Here is a 23,557-nt window from a genome sequence, read left to right on the forward strand (position 1 = left end):
ATTCTCTTCTTGAACCAAGGCTCTCAATTTTTTTAACGCGGCGTTCTCCATCTCGAGGTACTCCACCCGTTCCTTGAGCTTCTCGACCTCCGTCATCTCTTCAGGGTCCTTCTTCTTGCGTCTCGCCATCGGGGCACGTCCTTTCGGTCTGGCGGCCAGCCCCTCGATCCCTTCCCGTTCGTAAGCAGATCGCCATCTGGAGATCATGCCCGGGGAGGAAAGACGGTATTTCAGGGCCGCATCGATGCAGGACAGCCCGTTGGTCGCCATGTCGTTTAGTACCTCCAGTTTAAACGCCGGCGAGTGGGCTGTATAGGAACGATCGAAGATCGCCTCCCCCCAACGCTCATAGAGACGCGCCCAATTACGGACCTGTCCATGGGCCAACCCGAACTCTTTTCCTAACGCCTCGTACCCGTCTCGTCCCATCAGATAGCGCTCGGCGATCTGTATTTTGAACGCCTTCGTATGTTTGGCCATAAAAAACACCCCATAAAAGTTGGATTTTCATGTCCAACTTTTATGGGGCAGTTCAATCCCCTAGCCTTCTTTTTTTAGGATAATAAATTAGAAATTAATCCTTTTTTTAAAGGAAATTGGCATTGAGTTCGACCGCCTCGAAGAAGTATATTAGAGGTGGTGAATGCGCTTACATTCGCCGACCGTCTTGCAGAAGAAACAGTCATCCTAAGGAGGAAAAGAGCGTATGTACAAATCGAAGTCGTTCTACGCAGCAACCATCGCAACAGCACTAGCGGTCAGTGTCTTACCGGCAGGCATGTCAGCAGAAGCACATCAGCAGTCGAAGCATCAGCAGGTGAAAGAGAAGCACTATAAGCTGTCTGCGATCAAACTTGATGATCAGACGGTAGTGCTGAACGGAACGCTCGACCTCCCGAAGACGATCGAAGTCGAGGTGAAGAAGGGGCGCGTCGAGACGAAGAGCATCACTTGGGAAAAACCAGCGACGGACAAGGAAGGGACATTCGTCGTCAAAGGATATTACACACATGACAAGAAGAAATTCATGGTCATCCTGAAATACAAGGTCGTCAAGAAATCGGAGTTCAACCTGTCACTCATGCACACGAACGATACACACGCAAGTCTCGACAATGCACCGAGACGCGTCACGGCGATCGACGAGTATCGCGCAGCGCATCCTGGCGCGCTGTTGATCGACGCGGGTGACGTCTTCTCGGGCTCACTCTACTTCAACGAGTTCAAGGGACAGGCGGACCTCGCGCTGATGAACCTGATGGAGTATGATTTGATGACGTTCGGCAACCATGAGTTCGATCTCGGGGATAAGGACGGGCATGCGGCACTCGCGGCATTCGTCAAAGGGGCGAAGTTCCCGTTCATCACGGCGAACGTCGACTTCAGCGAAAATGATCTGTTCGACGGTCTGCAGAAGAAGGACGTCACGAAGAAGGCGGAAGACGGAAAGATCTACGAAGGCGTCATCAAGGAAATCGACGGGGAGAAGGTCGGCTTCTTCGGCTTGACGACGGAAGAGACGAAGGACATCTCGAGTCCGGGGACGATCGCGTTCAAGAACTACATCGACAGCGCGAAGCGGGCGGTCGCGAAGTTCGAACACCATGGCGTCAACAAGGTCGTCGCCGTCACGCATATCGGGTACGATGACAATCCGGCGGTCGACAACGACCAGCTCCTCGCCCAATATGTCGACGGAATCGATATCATCATCGGCGGCCATTCGCATACGCGGCTGGACGCACCGGTCGTCGTCGACAAGGAAGAACCGACGTTGATCGTGCAGGCATATCAGTACGGAGATTTCCTTGGTACGCTCGATGCGAAGTTCGACCGCACAGGCAAAATCATCGCACACTCGGGCAAGCTGATCGACGTCAAGACGAAAGCTCCTGACGCCGAGGCGGCAGCCCTCCTGAAACCGTACGCCGATAAGGTGAACGTACTCAAGAACGAACAAGTCGGGGCGACGGTCGTAAACGCGCTGCCGAACCCGCGGACGAGCGATGCTGGAAATACGGCTGGCGTCAGCGTCCGAAACAGCGAGACGGCGCTCGGGAATCTGATCACGGACGCGATGCTCGACAAGGCGAAAGAGTACAATGCCGAGACATCGATCGCCATGCAGAACGGCGGCGGAATCCGTGCAGCGATTCCGGCCGGTCAGCTGACGGTCGGACAGGTGTTGACGACGTTGCCGTTCGGCAACACACTCGCGACGGTCTCGCTGACGGGGGCTGAAGTGAAGGAACTGCTCGAACTCAGCGTCGGCGTCGCCCCGATCGAGAACGGCGGATTCCTCCACGTCTCTGGGTTGAAGTTCACGTATGACAGCTCGAAGGCGAAAGGTTCGCGCGTCGGGACGGTCCAAGTCAAGACGGGTGCCGCATACGTCGAGCTCGACTTGGCGAAGACATATGTCGTCGCGACGAACGCCTTCACGGCTAAGGGCGGAGACGGGCTGACGACGTTCGAGAAAGCTTACAAGGAAGGCCGCGTGACGGATCTCGGTCTCTCGGACTGGGAGAACCTGCGTGACTACGCTAAGAAGCTCGGCACGATCGATTACAAGATCGAAGGCCGGATCGTCGACGTGAAACAATAATTCAGTTGAACAAGACAGCCCTTCATCCCGGGAGACGTTTCTCTAAGGGTGAAGGGCTGTCTTTTCTTTTGTCAGACGTTCGTCCGAACGGAAGTCGTCTTGCGGGAGACGAGCTCGAACGGCAGGATGATCCGTTCCGTCTTATCGGACTCCGTGACGAGGCGAAACGCCTCGCCGCCGATCTCTTCGCAAGGGATGGAGATCGTCGTCAGTTCCATTACGGCAGACAGCGGGTGACCGTCGAAGCCGATCAGTGAAATGTCTTCCGGGACGCGTATCCCTGCTTTCCTCAGCGTCATGTATACGCCGGAAGCGACATAGTCGCTCGCGATCAGCAGGGCGGTCGGCCGTTCATTTGAAGCGAGCCAGCGCGACGCGATGCGTGCGCCGTCCTCGACCGTCAGCGCCGGGGTGTCAATCCATTCCTGCCTCGCATCCGGTACGAGATCGAAGTAGGCCTTTTTCCTGGCGATGCTGTTGACGCTGTGCTCACGGCTCAGGCAGATGCCGATTTTCTCATGCCCGAGCCGGATCAGCTCCTCGAGGCCGCTCCTGAATCCGGCATAATGGTCGACATAGACGGTCGAGACGTTCGGGTGGTTCTCGCAGAAGACGATTCGGCCATAGTCCTCGAACTTCAGGAATTCCTCGGGCGCAAGCGCGTGCGAGACGACGATCAGTCCTTCGACCTCACGTTGCGAGAGAGCTTGGAGCGCCAGGCGCTCTCGCTCCTCCTCATAGTTCGTCTGCCACATCAGAAAGCGGTACTCGGCGTCGAAGGCGCGGCGGGCGATACCTTGCAGGATGGCAGAATAATACGGATGGTCGACGTACGGCAACACGACGCCGATCGTCTTCGTCCGTCCGCGTGCGAGATGGACGGCAGTCTGGTTTCGAATGTAACCGAGTTCAAGAATCGCTTGCTGGACGGCTTGGCGCTTGTCGTCCGCGACGTAAGGATGATCGTTCAACACGCGCGACACAGTGCTGACGGATACGCCCGCAACACGTGCGAGGTCACGGATGTTCGTCATGAATCCGCCTCCTTGTTGATTAGTTGGCGCTGAGTGCGCGCTCGAGCTGAAGCCAGCCCTGCTTGGCGTCGGCATCACCCTCGAGTTCGGTCCGCTCGATCTGTTCAGCGATCTTCTCGAGCAGGCGTGTCTTCTCGATCGGTGTCAACTGGTCGTATTGCTCGACGATCGTATGCTTGCAGAGGTAATAGCCGACCGGGGAGTACATCTGTTCGATGGCGAGATCGTAGGCGACGTTCCGTTTAAAGAGATGATGCAGGCGTTCGTTCCAAGTCATGGTGATGACCTCCTTTTAATTGTATAGGACAACCGTAAAGTATGAAACGCGTTTCATCGCAAGAACAATTTTTTTGGTGAAAAAAGGGATTTTTTTCTAAGCAGTCATTCTGTTAAGATAGAGAAGGACAGATGGGGCGGGTATTGACATTCAGGGTCCCGCACTCCATCCTAAACATGACTTAGACAGAGAGAGGCGAGACGAGATGGAAACGACTGACTCGAAATTGGCGCTCAAACTGCTCGTTGTTCTCTCACGAACAATGCATGCTGTATCTGAACGGGTGAAGGCGGACATCAAGAGCTACGAATTGAACCCGTCGGAATTCGGAGTGCTGGAGTTGCTCTATCATAAGGGAGACACTCCGCTTCAGCAGATCGGGGATAAAATCCTGTTGACGAGCGGAAGCGTGACGTACGTGATCGATAAGCTCGAGAAACGCGGATTGATCGAACGGCGTTCATGCCCGACGGACCGTCGTGTCACGTTCGGGACATTGACTCCGGCCGGGGAACGGCTGATGGCAGAGATTTTCCCGAAGCACGAAGCGTTCCTGGCTGAGCTGTTCAGCGATCTGTCAGAAGGAGAGAAGCAACAATTGATCGATCAATTGAAGCGGGTAGGCTACAAGATGCTCACCCCGTGATCCGGTGAACCCGAATCGAGAAGGAAACGATGCCCTCCTGCCCTGCTGATGCCGGGTGGGGGGGCATTGGTGTATCGGGGAAGAACGGATGACAGAAAACATTTATCTTGAATTCAAAGTAATTGACATAGGAGAAAAACACTGGTATGTTTAGTTACATGAATTACTTTAAATAAAGGGGACTAACAAAAATGACTAAATTACTTTATGTAACTGCTAACCCGAAATCAACGGAACATTCATTCAGCCTGCAAGCCGGTGAAGCTTTCCTCGAGAGCTATAAGGCTGCGAACCCGAACGCGGAGATCGAAGTCGTCGATCTCTACAACGAGCAAGTGCAAGAAATCGACGCTGACGTCCTCAGCGCATGGGGCAAGTTCGCGACTGGCGAAGAGCTTTCAGAAGTCGAGCTCGCGAAAGTCGGGATCATGTCTGCGCACCTCGAAAAATACATGACGGCTGACGAGTACGTCTTCGTCACGCCGATGTGGAACTTCTCGTTCCCAGCACGTCTCAAAATGTTCCTCGACAGCGTCCTGCTCGCAGGCAAGACGTTCGCATACACGGCTGAAGGTCCGAAGGGTCTCATGGAAGGCAAGAAGGCTCTCCACATCCAGGCGACTGGCGGCGTATACACAGGAACAGGGCTCAACTTCGGAGACGACTATCTCCGCCAAGCGCTCGCTTTCACAGGAGTGACTGACTACGATGCGCTCTTCATCGAAGGTATGGCGATGTTCCCTGAAAAAGCTGAAGAGATCAAACAAGAAGGACTTGCGAAAGCACGTGAACTCGGTCGCGCTTTCGGAAAAGTCAACGCTTGATTTGAGAAAATGGTTCTTTAAGCCCGAATAAGACGAGTGCTCCGTTTCCGCAGGATGACTGCTGAACCGGAGCACTTTTTCGTCTGTCAAGTCGAATCAGTTTTGTCTTCTGCGGACGACCATCAGGGCGAAAGCCGCGAGGTCAAGCGCTTTCTCGAGACCACGCGGATGGGTCGATATCCGGTAGAGCCACTCGAGGCGCAACTTGCGGAACAGCTTCGGCGCACGTTTGCTGTGACCTGACCAGACATCGAACGAGCCGCCGACACCGATGAAGATGCCATGCGACACGAGCCCGTAGACGCGGGCGATCCATTCCTCCTGCTTCGGTGCGCCGAGAGCGACGAGGACGAGGTCGGCCCCTGATGAGGCAAGAGCCTTCGTCGCCTCTCCCTCCTGGCCATAGCCATGATAGGCACCGACGATCTGGAGGCGCGGGAAACGAATCGTCAATTCGTTGACGAGCGCCTTCATCACTTCTGGTTTCCCTCCATAAAGGAAGACGCTTTTCCCTGCCTTGTCGGCAGCGCGCAGCAGCTCCCGCGATGTCTCGATGCCGGGAAGCGTCGCCTGGAGTGGACGACCTAGTCTGCCGCTTGCGAGCGTGATGCCGATTCCGTCCGGCGTGATGTAGGTCGCATCGGTCAGTAGTTTCTTATAGCCCGGGTCCCGCAGTGAACGGAGCACGAGCTCGGGATTCGCCGTGACGAGGAACGCCTTTCCGTTTTGGCGCAGGATTGTTTTAATATGGGTATACCACTCAGTAGGAGTGGCGTTGACGAACGACAGTCCGAATAGATCTGTTTTGTTGACCATGTTTTCCACCTCTATCCCATCTTAGCAGAGTGGGACGGGTCGCGAACAGGGACGCAAGTCGGAAAAAGGGGGAATCGCAATGCAGGATTCATGGAAACCATTACTTACAGCAGAGAAGGAGAAGCCGTATTTCCAGTCGCTTTGGGCATTCGTCCAGACAGCTTACGCTGAAACGACGGTCTATCCGCCGAAAGAGCGGATCTTCCACGCCTTCGATGCCGTCGGACCGTCCGACGTCCGATGCGTCATCCTCGGACAGGATCCTTATCACGGACCGGACCAGGCGAACGGATTGAGCTTTTCGGTCAATGACGGTGTGATGTTTCCGCCGTCATTACGGAACATGTTCAAAGAGCTTGAATCGGATATCGGCTGTCCGCGACCGGAATCCGGCAACCTCGAGAAATGGGCGAAGCAGGGGGTCTTCCTCTTGAATGCCGTTCTGACCGTCGAGGCGGGGAAGGCCGGCTCACACGGCAAGAAGGGTTGGGAGACGTTCACGGACCGGGTGATCGAGATCCTGAGCGACCAGGATGAACCGATCGCCTTCATCCTGTGGGGCAATTATGCGAAGAGCAAGAAGGCGCTGATCGACACGGACAAGCACCTGGTCCTCGAATCGGTCCATCCGAGTCCGCTGTCGGCGAGCCGCGGCTTCTTCGGCAGCCGTCCGTATTCAAAGGTCAACGCATGGCTTGAGGAGACGGGGCGGAAACCGATCGATTGGTGTCTCTGAAAAAGAGGGTGACTCATAAGTCGCTCCACAATCAATCCTTGTGACGGGCAGTTCCGTCGCACTCGCTTTCCGCGGGCGGGACGCAAGCCGCGGCCGGACCGCACTCCCTGCGGCCGTGCCGGGTCTCGCCTGTCCCTGACTGAAGCGCTGGCCGCGCTTCATCTACCCGTCGGAGTCGAGCGGCGACTGTGTGTCTGCCCTGTCCGAGCAAAAAATCCGATCGGCCGATTTTTTCTCGGCTGATCGGATTTTTTCTATGAAGGGCCCACCCTGGAGTTCGGACTGGTAGCCACCGCACATAACCTCCGGAAATTAGTGGAAACATATCCTCCGATCAGGGGAATGGATTGAAAAAGAAGCAAGGCAAGGAAAAAGACAGCGAGGAGACCATTCTACTTTTGAGTCAACCTCTTTTTCGTTTCAATCCATCATGAAGCGTTCGACGACGAGCGCGATTCCATCCTCGTCGTTCGATGCCGTCATATGATCTGCCTTCCGTTTGACCTCGTCCTGCGCGTTCGCCATCGCGACGCCAAGACCGGCCCACTCGATCATCGTCAAGTCATTGTTGCCGTCACCGCACGCGATGACGTCACTTTGCGCGATGCCGAGCTTCTCGGCAAGAAAGGCGAGGCTCGTCCCTTTCGTCACGCCGGCTTCGGTGAATTCAAGGAAGAACGGCTTCGAACGGGCGACGGCGAGCTCGCCGGCCAGTTCGACACGGAGCTTCTCCTCGACCTGTGCGAGGCGTGCAGGGTCTGCGAGCATCAGACATTTGACGACGGGCTCCTTGATGCTCTCCTTGAAGTCGTCGACCTTTATGACCGGCATGCCGGTCAGCTCGCCTTCGATCGTCGTGTATTCGTTCGGCGTCTCCGTGAAGATTTCATGGCCGACGTACGTATGGATATAGACGTCCTCCCGGATGCTCAAGTCGTGGAGCATGTGCACCGTCTCGGGGGCGAGGGTGCTTGAGAACCAGTACTCGTTCGTCCGGCAATCGATGATCGACGCACCGTTGAAACTTAGGATGAAGCTGCCATACTTCGCGAGCTCCAGTTCCTCGGCAAGGGCGGTCATCGCATAGGTCGGACGGCCGCTTGCGAGGACGACCTTCTTGCCGCGTTCCTGCGCATCGAGAAGAGCCGCTTTCGTCTTCGGGGAAATCGTATGGTCGCTCGTCAGGAGCGTATCGTCAAGGTCGAGCACGATCATTTCATAAGGCATGGGGGAAAACTCCTTTCAGTTGTCCGTTCCATCGTACCAACTGCCGTGCATTTCGACAATATACTCTCCTTCGGGAGATTATGATACAGTTTGGGTAGCTTGTATGGAAAGGATTTTCGAGAATGAGATATATGTTAGTGGGGATCGCGGCCATCCTCTTTTTATCAGGATGCAGCACGGTGCTGCCGCATCCGGCCGAACTGCTTGAGCATCCGTCCCTGCCGAAACGGGAACGTTCGCTCAAGGAAAGGATCACGGCAGACCTTCCGAAAAAGGCGGAAATCGTCGCACCGGAGCGTCAGCACATATCGCGTCTTTACGAATCGATTGATTTGAATGGCGACGGGGAACGGGAGGCTGTCGCTTTCTATCGCGAAGTCGGGAAGGGTGACTTTTCAATCGGACTTCTTGTCTATGAGATGGAGGACGGACGCTGGAAGATGCGGGAAAGACGAAGTGTCGGTTCTGGAGAATCGCTTGATCAGGTGAATTTCATACCTCACGGCAAAGACGGCCATGTCGATATCCTCGTCGGTATAAGGAAGCAGGAAGACAGTACGCTCTACTCGATTTCAGGTGTCCTTAAGAAAATCGATATCAGCATGATCGATACATACCGCCGACTCGTCGTCGAGGACTTGGATCAAGACGGAAACAAGGATATCGCTGTCCTGCAGGAGGGAAGACCCTACCGGATCATCCTTCATGAAAGAAGCGGGGATCGATGGGGCAGACAGGAAGTAAAGCTGGACAGCAGGGAGAGCGACCTGTTCGCGGACAGTGACCTGTTCGAGGCGACGGGAGTCGATGCGAGCCGAACGCCTGGACTGCTCGTCTCGTACACACGTGCGGCGCAGATGCATCTTGCCGTCTTCCGGATGACGCGTGGGAAACTGGTTCCCCAATCGTTCGGGAAACAGAGGAAACTGGTCGAACCGATGTATACGTTTCCGAAGGACGTCGACCGCAACGGAACGATCGAATACGGCCACCAGTACACGCCGGACGGAAGCGAAGGGAATGACGGGGAGTTGCCCCGGATCACCGCCTACTATACGTGGAGCGGGAAGACGGTCGAGCCTTTCTTCGAGAGCGGCTGGGAGCTCCAGCAGGAACATTATATCGACCTCGAGTACAATTTCGTCATGCGTTTCCCGGCTCAATGGATGACACGGGAGACGATCAAGAAGAAGGAGAACCGGATCCGTTTCGTCAACCGCGAGACCGGACAGACAGACTTCGCGCTCGAGGTCATCCCGAAGGACAGCTATGTCGCAGTCAGCGGCAAGCGGAAGATCAAGGAAGGAACCGATTACGTCTACGTGATCGATGCGAAGAAACCCTATGAGAACTATGCGGCGAACGTCGCTCTCGTAGAATGAAAGAAGGAGTGGACGAAATGACTAAAATCCTAGTCGCTGAAGATGAGCATGCGATTCGCAGCTTCATCGTCATCAACTTGAAGCGGGCTGGATTCGAGGTGGTTGAGGCCGAGAACGGCCGGATCGCCCTCGAGCAGTTCAAACAACAGACATTCGACATTTTGTTGCTCGACATCATGATGCCGGAAGTAGACGGATTCCAGGTATGCGAACAGGCCCGGGCGGCCGATGAGGTCGTCGGCATCATCATGCTGACGGCACGGACGAGGGAAGAGGACAAGGTGATGGGGCTCAGCGTCGGTGCAGACGACTACATCGCGAAACCGTTCAGCCCTGCCGAACTCGTCGCAAGGATCCAGTCGCTCCTGCGCCGGGTCGAGACGTTGCGCGACCGGAAACAACCGAAGGAACTCCATTCAGGACCGTTCCGAATCGATCTCGGAGCGAAACGCGTCCAAAAGGACGGCCATCCGATCGAAGTCACGCCGACTGAATATGACCTGCTCTGTCACTTCATCCGCAACGAGGACCAGGTCATGTCGAGAGACGAGCTGCTTGACGCGGTATGGGGGGAGAACTACTTTGGCGACCGGAAGACGGTCGACGTCAACATTCGACGCCTCCGCCAAAAAATCGAGGACAACCCTGCCGAACCAAGGTACATCGAGACGTTATGGGGCCATGGCTATAAATGGCGCGGTGAACAATGAAACGGCAAATCATGATCCGTTTCATGACGATGATCACGCTGACGGTTCTTCTCGTCATCGGGATCCTCTCGTTCGTGACGTTCAATTACTACTACGTCACGGCGAGCGATGTCTTGAAACGGCATGCGAGCGCGAGCGCCGTCCTGTTCGCGAACAGCGGTCTCGCATACGACTATACGGATTCCGAGGCGACGATCAATCGTGTTCTCGCCTCCTATGCTTACGAAGGGGCTGAGATCGAGGTCATCGACGTCACCGGGAAGCCGCGTTATTCCTCGACCGGGTTCATCTCGAATCGTACGCTCTCGGGAGGCGAGGTCGAGGAGCTGAAAGCGGGAAAGACGATCACACAAAGATATGAGAGTGACGCGACCGGCGAACATCTGCTTGAGGTGACGGAGCCTGTCGTCTCGTTCGGAAGGACGACGGGAGCGCTCCGCTACACGACATCGCTCGAGCAGATCGACCGGACCGTCATCGAGATCTGTCTTGCGATCGTTCTGCTCGGTGCATTGATCTGGGCGTTGTCCTTCATCTATTCACTTCGGCTCGCGACATCGATCGTCCGTCCGATCCAGGAGGTCATCGATGCCTCTGACCAGATCGCGAAGCAACATTATGACGTCAAGGTCAGCGAGGAGCACACGTACGAACTCGGAGAGCTGGCCCGGACGATCAACTACATGGGACAGCAAATCAAGCAGCAGGAGACGCTGAAGGACGAGTTCATCTCCGGCATCTCGCATGAGCTCAGGACGCCGCTCACCTCGATCAAGGGCTGGAGCGAGACGCTGCTCATGGACAAGGAAGGACTGCCGGAAGAGGCATCACTTGGAATGGGCATCATCCACTCCGAGACGGAGCGGCTCATCTCGCTCGTCGAGCAATTGCTCGACTTCTCGAAACTCGAGACGAGCCGGCTCGTCCTCTATCGCCAGGAAGTGAACGTCACGGAGATCATTGAGACGGTGACGGCGCAGTTGCGTCAGAAACTCGAGGAGAAGCAAATCATGATCCGGCAAAAAGTACCTTCACAAGTCGTCGGTCTCTATGACGAGAACCGGCTCAAGCAGGTCTTCATCAACCTGCTCGATAATGCGATTCGCTTCTCGCCGCCCGGCGGCACGATCACGATTCGTCTCGTCCGCTCCGAGCGCGTTCTTTTCCTGTCGTTCAGCGACGAAGGACCGGGCATACCGAAGGAACATTTGCGCCACGTCACGGAGAAGTTCTACCAGGTCCAAAAGGGTAAAGGTGGAACGGGGCTCGGCCTGTCGATCTGCCGGGAACTCGTCGAAGCGCATGAAGGAAAGCTCTTCATCGACAATCAGCCGGAAGGAGGCGTCATCGCGACGATCCTTCTGCCGGTCGTCAAAGCATGAAAAGGCGCATTGTGTCCTTGCGCCTGCTAAAGTAAAAGGGACCGAATATTTCAAAGGGGGAACTAATCATGTACCTTGGTGTGAAGGATGGACAACTGGCTCCGCTCAAAGGGACGCCGAACGCAGTCTCGACACAGACGTATCAGATGGACAAGCGGATGCTGCCGATCGCCTTTTCAGGGACGAAGGCAGAAGCGATGGGGCGGATGAAGCGGATTCTCGCTGAGTCACCGCGTGTTCAAATCGAGTCGGAGACGGAGAACTATCTTCACGCCGTGTTCACCTCAGCCGTGTTCCGTTTCAAGGATGACGTCGAATTCTATTTCGATGAGCAGGCGGACGTCATCCACTTCCGTTCTGCTTCGCGCCTCGGACAATTCGACTTCGGGGTCAACCGGAAACGGATGAAGGAGCTGACGAAGCGATATGAGGAGGCGAGCCGATGAAACGGTATCAGTTGATCGTGATCGGCGGCGGTGCGGCAGGGATGACGATCGCAGCCGGGGCGGCGAGCCTCGGAGCACGTGTCGCTCTCGTCGAGCGGCATAAACATCTCGGCGGGGACTGCCTCCATTTCGGTTGTGTCCCATCGAAAGCATTGATCGAGGCGGCGTCAGAGGTCGAGACGATGAAGAGGACGGCAGACAAGTACGGCGTGACGTTGACGGGGGAAGCGGCGTATTCCGGCGCGAAACAGAGCGTCGACAAAGCGCGTGCCGTCATCCAGGCGCACGACGGGACAAAGCGTTTCGAGGACCTCGGCGTTGATGTCCATATCGGGGAAGCCGTCTTTCTGAGTGCACGTGAGCTTGAGGTGGGGGGACAGCTTCTCGTCGGCGAGAAGTTCGTCATCGCGACCGGATCCGAACCTGTCATCCCTAAGATCGAAGGGATTGACAGCGTCCCGTACGTGACGAATGAGACGATCTTCGAACTCGGGGAGCGTCCGAATCGTCTGCTCGTCATCGGAGGCGGAGCAATCGGGATGGAGCTCGCGCAAGCCTATGTCCGGCTCGGGACGAAGGTCACTGTCGTCGAAGGAAACGATCGCCTCCTGCCGAAGGAGGACGATAGCATCGTCCGTATCTTCAAGGAGCGGATCGAAAGAGAGGTCGATCTTCTACTGGGTACGACCGTCGAGCGACTCGAGCGGACAGAGGCTGGAATACGAGCTATCGTGAGTCGGGACGGCGATGCGCGCACGATCGAAGCGGACGCGGTCCTCGTCGCGACGGGGCGAAAGCCTCGAATCGATGCCCTCCGCCTCGACCGGGCTGGGGTGTTACTCAAAAACGGCTTCATCGAGGCCGACCGGACGCACCGGACGACACAGCGGCACATCTTCGCCGTCGGTGACACGATCGCTACCCTCCCGTTCACCCACGTCGCTGGCCTGGAGGGGAAGACGGTCGTCTCGAACGCCTTGTTCGGTTTGCGCTCGAAGACGGACTATCGTGCCGTCCCTTGGGTGACGTTCACGTCGCCTGAGATCTTCCACCTCGGTCTGACGGAAGAGGAGGCGCGCGAAAAGCACGAGCGTGTCCACGTCTACCAGGTTGCACTCGACGAGGTCGACCGGTTCATCATCAATGGCCGGACGGAAGGGCTCGTCAAGCTGATTGCCGACAAGCGGGGTGTCCTGATCGGTGCCCATGCGATCGGGGAGCATGCCGGGGAGTGGATGCAGGAGGTCGTCTATGCGATGGCGCGCAAGGACAAGGTCGGGCAACTGTCCCGAGTCGTGCATCCATATCCGACTCGGGCCGGGGCCGTCCAGCGCGCAGCTGATCTCTACTGGCGGGAACGCCTGTTCAACGGGCCGCTTCCAAAGTGGCTCAAACGATATTTCGACTGGAAGCAAGGAGAATAAAAAATGAATCAAACTGTCAAGAAGCGGAACTATATTCCGCTCGTCATCATTCTGACGCTCGTCGTCAACGTACTCGTCGCGGTCCTGTTCTTCGCACCGCCGCTCGAGGTCGGGACCGGCTTCGATTGGACGTTGTTGCCGTTCTTCAATGCGATCTTCAACAGCTTCACCTTCGTTCTGCTCCTCGGGGCATGGATATCGATCAAGCGGGGGAATCGCCTCGCCCACCGCCGTTTCATCGGCGGGGCACTCACGACGACGACGCTGTTCCTCATCTCGTACGTAACGTATCATTCGGTCAGCGCCTCGACGTCGTTCGGCGGTGAGGGGCTGATCCGACCGGTCTATTTCTTCATCTTGCTGACGCACATCGTCCTTGCCGCCATCATCGTCCCGCTCGTCTTGATGTCGCTCGCGCATGCGGTGAACCAGAACTTCGAGAAGCATAAGAAGTGGACACGCTTTACGATGCCGCTCTGGCTTTACGTCAGCCTGACGGGCGTCATCGTCTACATGATGATTCGTCCCTACTACTAAGACGCGCATCATGCTGAAACATGAAAAAAGCGGCAGCTTCCTCATACGGAGCTGCCGCTTTCGTTCGTTCTGATACCGTTCAATTCCCTGCCGGCGCCTTGATCAGGTTCTTCGCCTGGATATCGACGAGCGGTCGGACGATGACCTCGACCCGGCGATTCTGGCTCCGCCCGGCCTCAGTCGTGTTCGTCGCGAGCGGACGGTATTCACCGTAGCCGCTGACCGTGAACTGGCGCGGAGAGAGGGATTTATTCTCGAGCAGAGTGCGCATGAAGCTGATGGCGCGGTCCGTGCTGAGCTCCCAGTTGGACGGATATTTCGCCGTCCGGATCGGGATGTTGTCCGTATGTCCGGATACCTGGATCTGCCGTTCCCCCGCCTCCGCGAGCAGACGGCTCATCCCGGCGGCGATTTCACGTGATTGCCCGGTCACGGTCGCTTGTCCGGGAGAGAAGAGGGCGCGGTCACGAATCGTGAAGACAAGCCCTTCTTCCGTGATCTCCGCCTTGATGTCCTTCTCGAGCTTGTTCTTCTTGATATAGGCAGTCGCCTTCGCCTTCAATTCTTCGAGCTCTGCGATTTCATAGCTTTGCGCCTTCGTTCGTGCGGAGACGTCTTCCTTCTCTTCCTGCTTCTCCGGCGAAATCGCGCTGTTCGTGATCATGCCGGAACCGCCGTTGAAGACGGAGCTGAACGACTGCGACATCGCCTTCAGCTTGCTGACGTCGACCGTGCTTGACGCGAACAAGACGATGAAGAGGGCGAGCAGGAGTGTCAGTAAGTCGGCGTAGGGGATCAGCCAACCTTCGCTGATATGTTCATCATGCGGCTTCTTTTTCCGCTTCATATGCGGCACGCTCCTTCGGTGTCAGGTAAACGAGCAGCTTGTCCTCCAGGTTTTTCGGGGATTCCCCGTTTTGGATCGAAAGGATGCCCTCGATCATCATCTCGTACAGTTGAACTTCGATTGAGGATTTTTGCTTCAGTTTCGTCGCGAACGGGAACCAAAGGACATATCCGGAGAAGATACCGAACAGCGTCGCGATGAAGGCGGCCGAGATGGCATGCCCCAGTTTATCGATGTCGTTCAGGTCGGACAGTGCCGCGACCAGCCCGACGACGGCCCCGAGGACACCGAGCGTCGGTGCGTATGTACCTGCCTGCGTGAAGATCGATGCGTTCGTGTGATGGCGTTCCGTCATGTTGTCGAGGTCGCGCGTCATGACGTCCTCGACATACTCGGACGGCTGGCCGTCGATGACCATCATGACACCGCGTTTCATGAACGGGTTGTCTACCTGCTCGAGGCTCGTCTCGAGCGAGAGCAGTCCTTCCTTCCGTGCCTGCGTCGACAAAACGACGAATTGATTGAGCAGTTCCTGCTTCGTCATCAGGTTCTGCTCCGTGAAGATGATCTTGAGCAGGGAAGGGATGAGTTTCAAGCGCTCCTTCGGGAAGGAAATCATGACTGCAGCTGCCGTCCCGACGAAGATGATGACGAGTGCAGCTCCGTTAAGTAGGGCGACGGGATTTGCTCCTTTAAGGATCATACCGCCGACTAGGGTGATGAAACCGAGAATGATCCCGATGATCGTCACGATATCCATTATGTGTGCCACCTTTCAATATGTTGTTAGTTTCGTGAACGAAATTGAACTACCTCCACCTACGCTTTGCTTAGAGGAGGAGGATTCCTGAGTTATCCGGCCGATCGGCCAGAACCGGATCAGGCTAGCCCCGTCGTCCCGACGGTTGAAGAAGCGAGGAGGCGTTCCGCTTCTCGTTTGAGGTTCAGTCCTGCGTTCACGTCACGGTCGTGGTGGATCCCGCAACTCGGGCACGTCCATTCACGCAGTGCGAGACGCTTCACGTCTTTGTGCTGATGGCCGCAACTCGAACAGAGCTGGCTCGAGGCGAACGTCTTGCCGACCTTGACGACGGCCTTCCCGTACCAGTCGGCCTTATACTCGAGCATCCGGTGGAATGCGGACCAGCCCACGTCCGAGATGGCCTTGCTCAGCTGGCGGTCCTGCTGCATGTCCTTCACCTGAAGGGTCTCGATCCCGATGACGTCGTGGTTCTTGACGATCTCGGTCGAGACCTTGTGCAGGAGGTCGTTCCGCTTGTTCGCGATCTTCTCGTGGATGCGCGCGACCTTGTGCTTCTGCTTCTGGTAGTTCCTCCCCTCGGACAGCTTCACCTTCCTGTCCAGGGCGATGCGCTGACGGCGGGAGAGCTTGCGCTGTTCGCGCGCCAGTTTCTTCTCGAGCGTGCGGAAGTAGCGGTCGTTCTTGTACACGGTGCCGTCGGACAGGACGGCGAAGTGCTTGAGCCCGACGTCGACGCCGACGGATGAGCCGGTCTTTGGCATTTCGTCGATCTCCTGCTCTGCGAGCAGGGAGACGAAGTACTTCCCTGCGGCGTTGCGTCGGATCGTCGCGTTCAGGATCCGCCCCTCGACCTGTCTCGACTGGGCGAAGCGGACCCACTTCAGCTTCGGAAGTTTGAGGCGGTTTCCGACGATCGAGACTTCAGGAAGCTGAGACTTGCCTTGGATGTTCGTCTTATACGACTGGACGGGGTTGCGCTTCGACTTGAATCGAGGCCGTTCGTTCTGCTTCTTGAAGAAGCGGTCGAACGCGTCGGCAAGATGTTTCACGCTGGCTTGAACAGAAGTACTATCGACCTCCTTCAACCAGTCGAATTCTTGTTTGAGCATCGGCAACTCCTTCGCGCACGCGCCGTACGACAGCCCTTTTCCAGTCGTTTGATAGGATTCATCCCATTTCGCGAGGAAATGGTTGAAGACGAAGCGTGAACATCCGATCGTCTTGGCGATCAGGATTTCCTGCTCTTTCGTAGGATACAACCTGAATTTGTACGCCCTATGCTTCAACATGGTTCTCACCTCCTTAGAAGGGAATATACCCTGAAGGAGAGCTGGCGATTCATCTCCCACTTTCATCAGGGCCTCGCCCTCAAGGTTTAGAAGTGGGAGTATTCTCGCCTAATTTTGATAAAAAAGAGCAGAAGAGGGCGTCTTCTGCTCGGAAATCCAAAAACCGAGAATCACGCGCCGTTTTCGTCGATCAGCATCTGAATGCTTTCGTTTCGTTCGTCACGCTCTATATCGGTCAGAATGTCATATTTTTTTAACGCAATGTACAGCTCATTGATAATCGACTGTTCCAATGGAAGGGACAATAGCTCCTCGAATTGATAATAAAGCTGTGCAGGCATGCACTGTGATTGTCTCTCTAGCCTTCGCCAAACATCTTCAATGGAACGATCGATCGTACTGGGATCCACGGTCTCATTCAACTCCTTCGTATTTTCGGGTGACCTGTATTTCATTTTACCAAAAAAAACGAAAAAGGTTTAGCGTTGAATCGATCCATTCTCAATTTTTCTTCGGGCGGGAGCAGGGCGAAGGGATTCCTGAAAAAATTGATTGTCGATTCAGCTTGCGGGGAGTATGATAAAGGCACTTTTGAAAGCTCTAATTCACAGGAGGAAGACATATGGTTTTCGCAAAGAAGAGGCACCGGACGCACGGTCCGTTGCTCGACTTCGGCAGCAATGTATATCATCAACTGTTCGATAAGCCGGCACGCTTCATCGCCTTCGGATTCACGCTGACCATCCTGATCGGCGGTTTCCTGCTGTGGCTCCCGGCCTCCCAAAATGCAGAACAGGACGTGTCGTTCCTCGACTGCCTGTTCGTCGCTACGTCGGCCGGGACCGTGACTGGACTCTCGCCGGTCAATATACCGGAATCGTTCAATCTGCTCGGACAGATCATCTTGATGTTCCTCATCCAGATCGGCGGTCTCGGATTCATGACGGTCGCACTCGTCATGCTGAGCGTCACGGGTCGGAAAATCGGAATCCGGCAGCGGATCATCATCCAGGAGATGTTCAACCTCGACAGTCCGGGCGGAACGATCCGTCTCGTCCGGCACATCATCCTGTCGACGCTCGTTCTCGAATTCCTCGGAATGACGCTGATCGCGCTCGACCTCTACATCCAGTATGGCTATAAAGGGATGAAATCGATCTATTATGGGCTGTTCCATGCGGTGTCCGCTTTCAATAACGCTGGATTTTCGCTCTGGGGCGACAACTTGATCTCCTTCCAGCAGGATACGACGTTCATCCTGACGATTTCCGCCCTCCTGATGATCGGCGGTCTCGGTTTCACGGTGCTCGCGGACATCACGGAGAATCGGAGATTCAAGAAAATCTCGCTCCATTCGAAGCTGATGCTCCTCTCACTGCTCGTCATCAACGGAATCGGGACGGTCCTCATGATGGGGTACGAATGGTTGTCGCACCTCGGGACTTTGCAGGATAAGACGTTTTTCGAAGCGCTCCACATCACGTTCTTCCAGGTCGTCACGACGCGGACGGCCGGTTTCCAGACGATCGACCTGACGACGATGGTTCCTCTGTCGGTCGGCTTGATGATGGTCCTGATGTACATCGGAGCAGGTTCCGCGTCGACTGGTTCCGGCATCAAGGTCACGACGGCGGCGGTCATCCTCAAGAACGTCTGGACGTACCTGCGCGGCCAGCGCGAGACCGTCCTGATGCGCCGGACGGTCATGCCGCAAGCGATCCAGAAGGCTTATGCGATCGCCGTCTTCAGCCTCCTCTTCATCGCAGTCGTCACGACGCTCCTCGCCTTGACGCAACCGAACGTATCGTTCATCGGCCTGTTCTTCGAGACGGTATCGGCATTCGGGACGGTCGGTTTGTCACTGAACGTCACGCCGGAGCTCAACAGCATCGGCAAAGGGCTGATCATGTTCATGATGCTGCTTGGTCGTGTCGGTTCCTTGACGATCCTGTTCATGTTCGCGACGCAGCATGACCGGGCGATCCGCTACCCGAAGGAGAACATGCTGATCGGCTGATGACCAGCCGTTTGGAAATCATGCCTTCAAAAAAAGGAATGGATCTGCGATCACGTCCACACGTGAATCACGGGTCCATTCCTTTTCGTTTGCTCAGCGGACTTCCTGAGGGATTCGCTGCTTCGATGGGTGCTGCTCTTTATAGTAGGAGACGATTCGTGGAATCACTTCCTTGAAATCCGGACAGACGATGCCTGAACCGTGAAGGTCGCGGACGGTGTTCGTACAGTCGAAGTGAGCCGGATGAACGAAATAATCGAGCGTCTCGCGCTGCATCTGGACGAGCTTCGCGACACGCGGCGTCAACAGGGACGACACGAGGCGGAACGGGACCATGCCGCGGGGCGGGCGGGCGAAGTAGGCTTCGTGGAGCATCCGGTACAAGGCACGGGCCCCGTGAGGGAATGGGTCGGTCAGATGATAGGTCTGGCATATCCCTTTTGAATCATGGCTCAAATAGGCTGTCGCGCGGACGACGAAGTCGTACGGGACGAGGTTGACCTCGGCATTGACGGCCCCGGCGTAAGGGAGCGGTGCGAATCGCTCGAGCATCCGCATCGCGTTGAGGACGAAGTAGACGCCATCCCATTTCGGTGTCTCGCCGCTCTCGGAGTGGCCGACGACGATACCGGGACGGATGATCGTATATGGAAGCGACCCGATTTCTTCGTGGAAACGCTGCTCCGCGAGAAACTTCGTCTCCTCGTATGCATTCTTGAAATCACACGGGATGAGCTCGTTCTCCCGGATGATGCCTTGCCGCAGTCCTGCGACATATGCCGTGCTGAAGTAGACGTATCTTTCGAGGGAGGAGCACCCGTGTGCGAATCGCGTGACGTGAGACGTCCCTTCGACATTGATCCGGTAAGCCGGCGCGTATTCGGTCGAGAGATCGTAGAGCGCTGCGAGGTGGAAGAGATGCGTGACCTCCAAGCGGATGGCCTCGGCATCCTCCGCCTTGAGGCCGAGGCCCGGCATCGTGATATCGCCTGTGACGAGGACGAGCTGGTCTGCCTTGAGCGGTGTTGCGGCGATCAACGCGTCCCTGCGCGCTGACGCCTGCTCCTCCTCCTGCTTGAGATGGAGCAGGTAGAAGCGTTCGATCTGGTCCGGGAAGAGCGCGAGGTGTTCGATCAGCTTCGTTGCGAGGAATCCTGGGAAACCTGTCATCAGATAGGTGCGTTTCATGATATTCGTTCCTTTCGAGGATGGAGTTCGAGCATGACGGAGAAGAGGGAGCCTTTTCCGACTTCCGATTCGACGGAAATCGAGCCGCCATGTGATTCGATGATTTCCTTGCAGATGGCGAGACCGAGTCCGGTCCCGCCGATTTTTCGAACGTCCGAGTTGTCCACCCGGTAGAACTTCGTGAACAGCTTGTCGAAGGAGTTGTGCGGTATGCCGATACCGTAGTCCTTGACCTCGATCACGGCATGGTCCTCTTGGCGCGTAAGCGTCAGGTCGACCTGGTTCGCGTGCGGCGAGTATTTGATCGCATTCGACATGAGGTTGATCAGCACCTGTTTGATCTTGTTGCGGTCGGCCTGGATGAACAGCGGATCGTCTTCCGAATGGAGGCTGATCGTGTGCCTCGCGGTTTCGGAAAACGTCTCCACCGTCTCGATGACGAGATCATGCAGTGAGAACTCCTCGAACTCATACTGCTGCCGTCCGTCCTCCATGCGCTGTATGTCAAGGAAGTCGTTCAACAGCGAAGTCAGGCGGTTCGCCTCGTTATGGACGGTCTCGATGTAGCGGCGCGTCTTCTCGGGCGAGACTTGGCGGTGCAGCAGGAGCTCCATGTAGCCGAGAATCGAGGAGAGGGGCGTTCGAAGCTCGTGAGAGACGGTGCTGACGAGTTCGTTTTTCACCTGGTCCATCTTCTCCTCCTCCGTCCGGTCCCGGAAGGCGAACAGGAATCCGTGCTTGCCGATCCTGCTCTTCTCCTTCGTCACCGGAGTGCCGTACAGTTCATAGTAGAGATCCGTCGTCTCGTTCGGACGCTGGATCGCGAAGCGGAAGGAGACCTCATGGATCCGTCCCGCGAGCAGGCCCTCGACCTCCTCAAGCATGAAGTGTTTCGTCTGGGCATCGATGTGCGGAATCAGACTGATCCGTTCCTGGATCTTGCTCGGGGCGATTCCCGGTATGTCGAGCAGCTTCCGCGCGCGGATGTTCATGAAGATGAAGCTCCCGTCCTCCTCGGTCAGCAGGAATCCTTCGTTCGATGCCTGAAGGATCGATTGGATGATGTCGCGTTGACGCATGATAGCGTTCTTCTCGCGCTCGAGCATCCGCTCGATGCGTTTGCGCTCCGTGATGTCGCGGACGACGGCAACCCGCATCCGCTGCTTCTCGTGGAAAATCTCCCGCGGAAAGACCTCGATCTCGACCAGCGTCCCGTCCGCTCGCCGTCCGACGACCTCGTAAGGCTCCTCCTGGTGCGACTCGATCCGCTTCAGGACGTCTTCCCGGTAAGGTTCTGCGATGAATTCGCTCGTCTGATGTCCTTTCATCAACTCGAGCGTCGTCCGGAAGATGATCTCGGCGGCCCGGTTCGCATCGAGGATGATGCCGTTCTCATGGAAGATGACGGCCTCGACGACAGATTCCGAGAAGAGGCGGAAGCGGCGCTCGCTCTGCGTCAGATGCCGTTCGAGCTGTTTTTGTCCCGTGATATCGAGGATGATCAGGAAATAACCGGATTGTCCGTCGTCGAGCGGCGTCATGAAGAGGCGTCCGTTCAGGATTGAGCCGTTCTTTCGGCGATACGTCCATTCATTCTCCGTATCCCGTCCGTGCACGAGGAGTGTCTCCTCATAGCTGAGTGGGCGGAGGTTGATTTTCTCGAGCCGGAGCTTACGGGCATCCAGTTCCTGGCGATCATGCAGGTCGACCGGCGTCATCCGGCCGATCGCGTCAGAAGCGGAATAGCCGAACAGTGCAGCTGCTCCTTCGTTGTAGCGTGTGATTTTGAACGATCCATCCGTGACGATCATTGCTGCATCGATCGGAGCGTCAAGGACGGTCTCGACGACCGGCGGCACCGCAAGCGACAGAAGATGATAGACGGATCCTTCGACCTGCGAGATCGTACAGTGATGAGGGAGGAAGAACGAGACGTCTTCCGGGAGCGTCTCCCGCGAATCGAGAGACCAGAGCTCATAGATGGTGGTTTTCGCTTCTTCCGTGCGTGGGAATAGTTCAATGAACGCGGGATTGGCATAGTGGATCGTCCCATCCCTGGAAAGCAGTGCCATGCCATTGGGAGAGGCGGAGAGCACAGCCTGAATCGAGAGCACGGGTGGAGTGGAATCATTCGCCATGACGGTCAATCCTCCTTTTGTGGAACGGATGGAAAAAAATATGTAGGATAAGAAATAGGATTCTTAATTGAGCGAGAGTGGGCGACGAGATGCGAGTGATGAGAATGGTTGAAAGGATACGCTATGTCGTGAGCAGGCATCGTCTGTGGGCCCGGTTGATTTTCATGGTCTTCTTACTATTCTCCATCCTGCTCGTCGGTTCCTTTGGTATTTTGTGGATCGAGGGACTTTCGCTGCTCGATGCAGTCTGGTTCACGGTCGTGACGGTGCTGACGGTCGGATACGGGGACATCGTGCCGCATACGACGCAAGGCCGGATATTCGCGCTCAGCCTGCTCCCGCTCGGCGTGTCGGTCGCGACCTACAGCCTTGCGACACTTTCCGTGCTGCTGATCGAGGAGACGACTTCAGATGAAGCGAGGAGAAAGAGAATGTTGAAACAGATACAGCGGCTGGAGAATCATTTCATCGTCTGCGGATACGGACGTGTCGGACGCAGGATCGTTGAAGAGTTGCGGGAGCGGGATGCGAACGTCGTCGTCATCGACCGGGACACGAGCCGGTTCGAGGCGATGGAGCGGGTCTATTTCCTCGAGGGGGAGGCGACGGACGATTCGATTTTGCTCGGGGCGCACGTCAAGAAGGCGAAGGGGATCGTCGCTGCGACGCCGGACGACGCGGTCAACGTCTTCGTCGTGATCTCGGCGCGTGCACTCTGCCCGGACATCCATATCGTCGGGCGGGCCGAGGCGCCAGGCGTCGAGGCGAAGCTCCTGCAGGCGGGGGCGGACCAGGTCATCAATCCGTCGAGCCTCAGCGGGACGAAGATGGCGATGGCATTGCTGCGTCCGCGCAGCGTCGACTACATCGATTCGATTCTGAAAGGGTACAAAGGGGATTTCCGGATCGACGAGGTCACGCTCAAGCACGGCAATCCGCTGATCGGGAAGCGCTACGCGGACGTCGAGCAGTTTCGGGCGCATCAGCTCGCCTTGATCGCCGTCGGGCGGAGAAATGAATTGATGCACGCCCCTGACCGTGATTTCATCTTTGCGGAAGACGATACACTCGTTCTCTTCGGTGAACGGGAGAAGATGATCCAACTCGAGCGGATTTTCTCGTGAGCAAGAAAGTTGATAAGGAGAGGACAGGGGAATATCATATGGGACTAAGGAAGAGACGCCTGACGATGGCATTGCTATTTGCAGTGCTCGCGGGCGCTGGATTTTACTTTTTTTCAGGTTCATGGGAACTTTTTGTTGGATGGGG

Annotated in this window: 23 protein-coding genes; 12 read left to right on the forward strand and 11 right to left on the reverse strand. The window is 56.2% G+C overall.

Annotation, left to right across the window (positions count from 1 at the left end; genetic code table 11):
* The coding region (locus DFG60_RS11795; protein WP_114571979.1) for a helix-turn-helix domain-containing protein at nt 1-480 on the reverse strand (480 nt) is incomplete at its 3' end.
* Nucleotides 481-706: 226 nt separating this feature from the next.
* Between DFG60_RS11795 and DFG60_RS11800 the strand changes: the two genes are divergently transcribed.
* Nucleotides 707-2,605, forward strand: coding sequence for a bifunctional metallophosphatase/5'-nucleotidase (locus DFG60_RS11800; RefSeq protein ID WP_114571980.1), 1,899 nt, complete (start codon nt 707-709; stop codon nt 2,603-2,605).
* Between the two features lie 71 nt (nt 2,606-2,676).
* Here the strand turns inward: DFG60_RS11800 and DFG60_RS11805 are convergent, their stop codons facing one another.
* Nucleotides 2,677-3,639 carry a LacI family DNA-binding transcriptional regulator gene (locus tag DFG60_RS11805; RefSeq protein ID WP_198661592.1) on the reverse strand — a complete coding sequence of 321 codons (963 nt, stop codon included), beginning with the start codon at nt 3,637-3,639 and terminating at the stop codon, nt 2,677-2,679.
* A gap of 19 nt (nt 3,640-3,658) precedes the next feature.
* Complete coding sequence (locus DFG60_RS11810) at nt 3,659-3,916, reverse strand: hypothetical protein (RefSeq protein ID WP_114571982.1); 258 nt, start codon at nt 3,914-3,916, stop codon at nt 3,659-3,661.
* 205 nt (nt 3,917-4,121) lie between these two features.
* On the opposite strand from DFG60_RS11810, the gene DFG60_RS11815 reads away from it, so the two are divergent.
* Both DFG60_RS11815 and DFG60_RS11820 read left to right on the forward strand, forming a co-directional pair.
* Nucleotides 4,122-4,562, forward strand: a complete 441-nt coding sequence (locus DFG60_RS11815) for a MarR family winged helix-turn-helix transcriptional regulator (protein ID WP_114571983.1) — start codon at nt 4,122-4,124, stop codon at nt 4,560-4,562.
* A 191-nt stretch (nt 4,563-4,753) separates the two neighbouring features.
* On the forward strand, nt 4,754-5,386 hold the full coding sequence (locus DFG60_RS11820; protein WP_114571984.1) for an NAD(P)H-dependent oxidoreductase: 633 nt from the start codon (nt 4,754-4,756) through the stop codon (nt 5,384-5,386).
* 96 nt (nt 5,387-5,482) lie between these two features.
* Here the strand turns inward: DFG60_RS11820 and DFG60_RS11825 are convergent, their stop codons facing one another.
* Entirely contained in the window at nt 5,483-6,202 is a 720-nt protein-coding gene (locus DFG60_RS11825; RefSeq protein ID WP_114571985.1) for a WecB/TagA/CpsF family glycosyltransferase, read from the reverse strand.
* Between the two features lie 79 nt (nt 6,203-6,281).
* On the opposite strand from DFG60_RS11825, the gene DFG60_RS11830 reads away from it, so the two are divergent.
* Nucleotides 6,282-6,938 carry a uracil-DNA glycosylase gene (locus DFG60_RS11830; RefSeq protein WP_114571986.1) on the forward strand — a complete coding sequence of 219 codons (657 nt, stop codon included), beginning with the start codon at nt 6,282-6,284 and terminating at the stop codon, nt 6,936-6,938.
* Nucleotides 6,939-7,358: 420 nt separating this feature from the next.
* Here DFG60_RS11830 and DFG60_RS11835 read toward each other — a convergent pair whose 3' ends face one another.
* Complete coding sequence (locus DFG60_RS11835; RefSeq protein ID WP_114571987.1) at nt 7,359-8,165, reverse strand: Cof-type HAD-IIB family hydrolase; 807 nt, start codon at nt 8,163-8,165, stop codon at nt 7,359-7,361.
* 122 nt (nt 8,166-8,287) lie between these two features.
* Between DFG60_RS11835 and DFG60_RS11840 the strand changes: the two genes are divergently transcribed.
* The 6 genes from DFG60_RS11840 to DFG60_RS11865 all read left to right on the forward strand — a co-directional run bounded on the left by DFG60_RS11840 (nt 8,288) and on the right by DFG60_RS11865 (nt 14,046).
* Nucleotides 8,288-9,547, forward strand: a complete 1,260-nt coding sequence (locus tag DFG60_RS11840; protein ID WP_114571988.1) for a hypothetical protein — start codon at nt 8,288-8,290, stop codon at nt 9,545-9,547.
* 17 nt (nt 9,548-9,564) lie between these two features.
* Nucleotides 9,565-10,257 carry a response regulator transcription factor gene (locus DFG60_RS11845; protein ID WP_114571989.1) on the forward strand — a complete coding sequence of 231 codons (693 nt, stop codon included), beginning with the start codon at nt 9,565-9,567 and terminating at the stop codon, nt 10,255-10,257.
* Nucleotides 10,254-11,639 carry a sensor histidine kinase gene (locus tag DFG60_RS11850; RefSeq protein ID WP_114571990.1) on the forward strand — a complete coding sequence of 462 codons (1,386 nt, stop codon included), beginning with the start codon at nt 10,254-10,256 and terminating at the stop codon, nt 11,637-11,639. The genes DFG60_RS11845 and DFG60_RS11850 overlap by 4 nt, the downstream gene beginning before the upstream one ends.
* Before the next feature lie 68 nt (nt 11,640-11,707).
* A complete protein-coding gene (locus DFG60_RS11855) occupies nt 11,708-12,085 on the forward strand; it encodes a DUF1499 domain-containing protein (RefSeq protein ID WP_114571991.1) in 378 nt (125 codons plus the stop codon).
* Complete coding sequence (locus DFG60_RS11860; protein WP_114571992.1) at nt 12,082-13,509, forward strand: dihydrolipoyl dehydrogenase family protein; 1,428 nt, start codon at nt 12,082-12,084, stop codon at nt 13,507-13,509. Before DFG60_RS11855 ends, DFG60_RS11860 begins: the two co-directional genes overlap by 4 nt.
* A gap of 3 nt (nt 13,510-13,512) precedes the next feature.
* Nucleotides 13,513-14,046 carry a DUF420 domain-containing protein gene (locus DFG60_RS11865; protein ID WP_114571993.1) on the forward strand — a complete coding sequence of 178 codons (534 nt, stop codon included), beginning with the start codon at nt 13,513-13,515 and terminating at the stop codon, nt 14,044-14,046.
* Between the two features lie 79 nt (nt 14,047-14,125).
* On the opposite strand, the gene DFG60_RS11870 is transcribed toward DFG60_RS11865, so the two are convergent.
* The 4 genes from DFG60_RS11870 to DFG60_RS11885 all read right to left on the reverse strand — a co-directional run bounded on the left by DFG60_RS11870 (nt 14,126) and on the right by DFG60_RS11885 (nt 17,355).
* Complete coding sequence (locus DFG60_RS11870) at nt 14,126-14,893, reverse strand: flagellar motor protein MotB (RefSeq protein WP_114571994.1); 768 nt, start codon at nt 14,891-14,893, stop codon at nt 14,126-14,128.
* Nucleotides 14,868-15,653 (reverse strand): flagellar motor stator protein MotA, encoded by a 786-nt coding sequence (gene motA / locus DFG60_RS11875; RefSeq protein WP_114571995.1) that lies wholly within the window; start codon nt 15,651-15,653, stop codon nt 14,868-14,870. The genes DFG60_RS11870 and motA overlap by 26 nt, the downstream gene beginning before the upstream one ends.
* A gap of 119 nt (nt 15,654-15,772) precedes the next feature.
* The gene (tnpB, locus tag DFG60_RS11880; RefSeq protein ID WP_114571996.1) at nt 15,773-16,945 is read right to left on the reverse strand and encodes an IS200/IS605 family element RNA-guided endonuclease TnpB; all 1,173 of its coding nucleotides are present in this window, start codon (nt 16,943-16,945) and stop codon (nt 15,773-15,775) included.
* A 170-nt stretch (nt 16,946-17,115) separates the two neighbouring features.
* Complete coding sequence (locus DFG60_RS11885; protein WP_114571997.1) at nt 17,116-17,355, reverse strand: hypothetical protein; 240 nt, start codon at nt 17,353-17,355, stop codon at nt 17,116-17,118.
* A gap of 212 nt (nt 17,356-17,567) precedes the next feature.
* Between DFG60_RS11885 and DFG60_RS11890 the strand changes: the two genes are divergently transcribed.
* Nucleotides 17,568-18,962 (forward strand): TrkH family potassium uptake protein, encoded by a 1,395-nt coding sequence (locus DFG60_RS11890; protein WP_114571998.1) that lies wholly within the window; start codon nt 17,568-17,570, stop codon nt 18,960-18,962.
* 93 nt (nt 18,963-19,055) lie between these two features.
* Here the strand turns inward: DFG60_RS11890 and DFG60_RS11895 are convergent, their stop codons facing one another.
* A complete protein-coding gene (locus tag DFG60_RS11895; protein WP_114571999.1) occupies nt 19,056-20,150 on the reverse strand; it encodes an SDR family oxidoreductase in 1,095 nt (364 codons plus the stop codon).
* On the reverse strand, nt 20,147-22,288 hold the full coding sequence (locus DFG60_RS11900; protein WP_114572000.1) for a PAS domain S-box protein: 2,142 nt from the start codon (nt 22,286-22,288) through the stop codon (nt 20,147-20,149). The genes DFG60_RS11895 and DFG60_RS11900 overlap by 4 nt, the downstream gene beginning before the upstream one ends.
* A gap of 164 nt (nt 22,289-22,452) precedes the next feature.
* Between DFG60_RS11900 and DFG60_RS11905 the strand changes: the two genes are divergently transcribed.
* Nucleotides 22,453-23,412 (forward strand): potassium channel family protein, encoded by a 960-nt coding sequence (locus DFG60_RS11905; protein ID WP_198661593.1) that lies wholly within the window; start codon nt 22,453-22,455, stop codon nt 23,410-23,412.
* The last annotated feature ends 145 nt before the right edge of the window (nt 23,413-23,557 follow it).

Origin of the sequence: Exiguobacterium flavidum, from assembly GCF_003344535.1 — a bacterium.
Classification (GTDB): Bacteria; Bacillota; Bacilli; order Exiguobacteriales; family Exiguobacteriaceae; genus Exiguobacterium_A; species Exiguobacterium_A flavidum.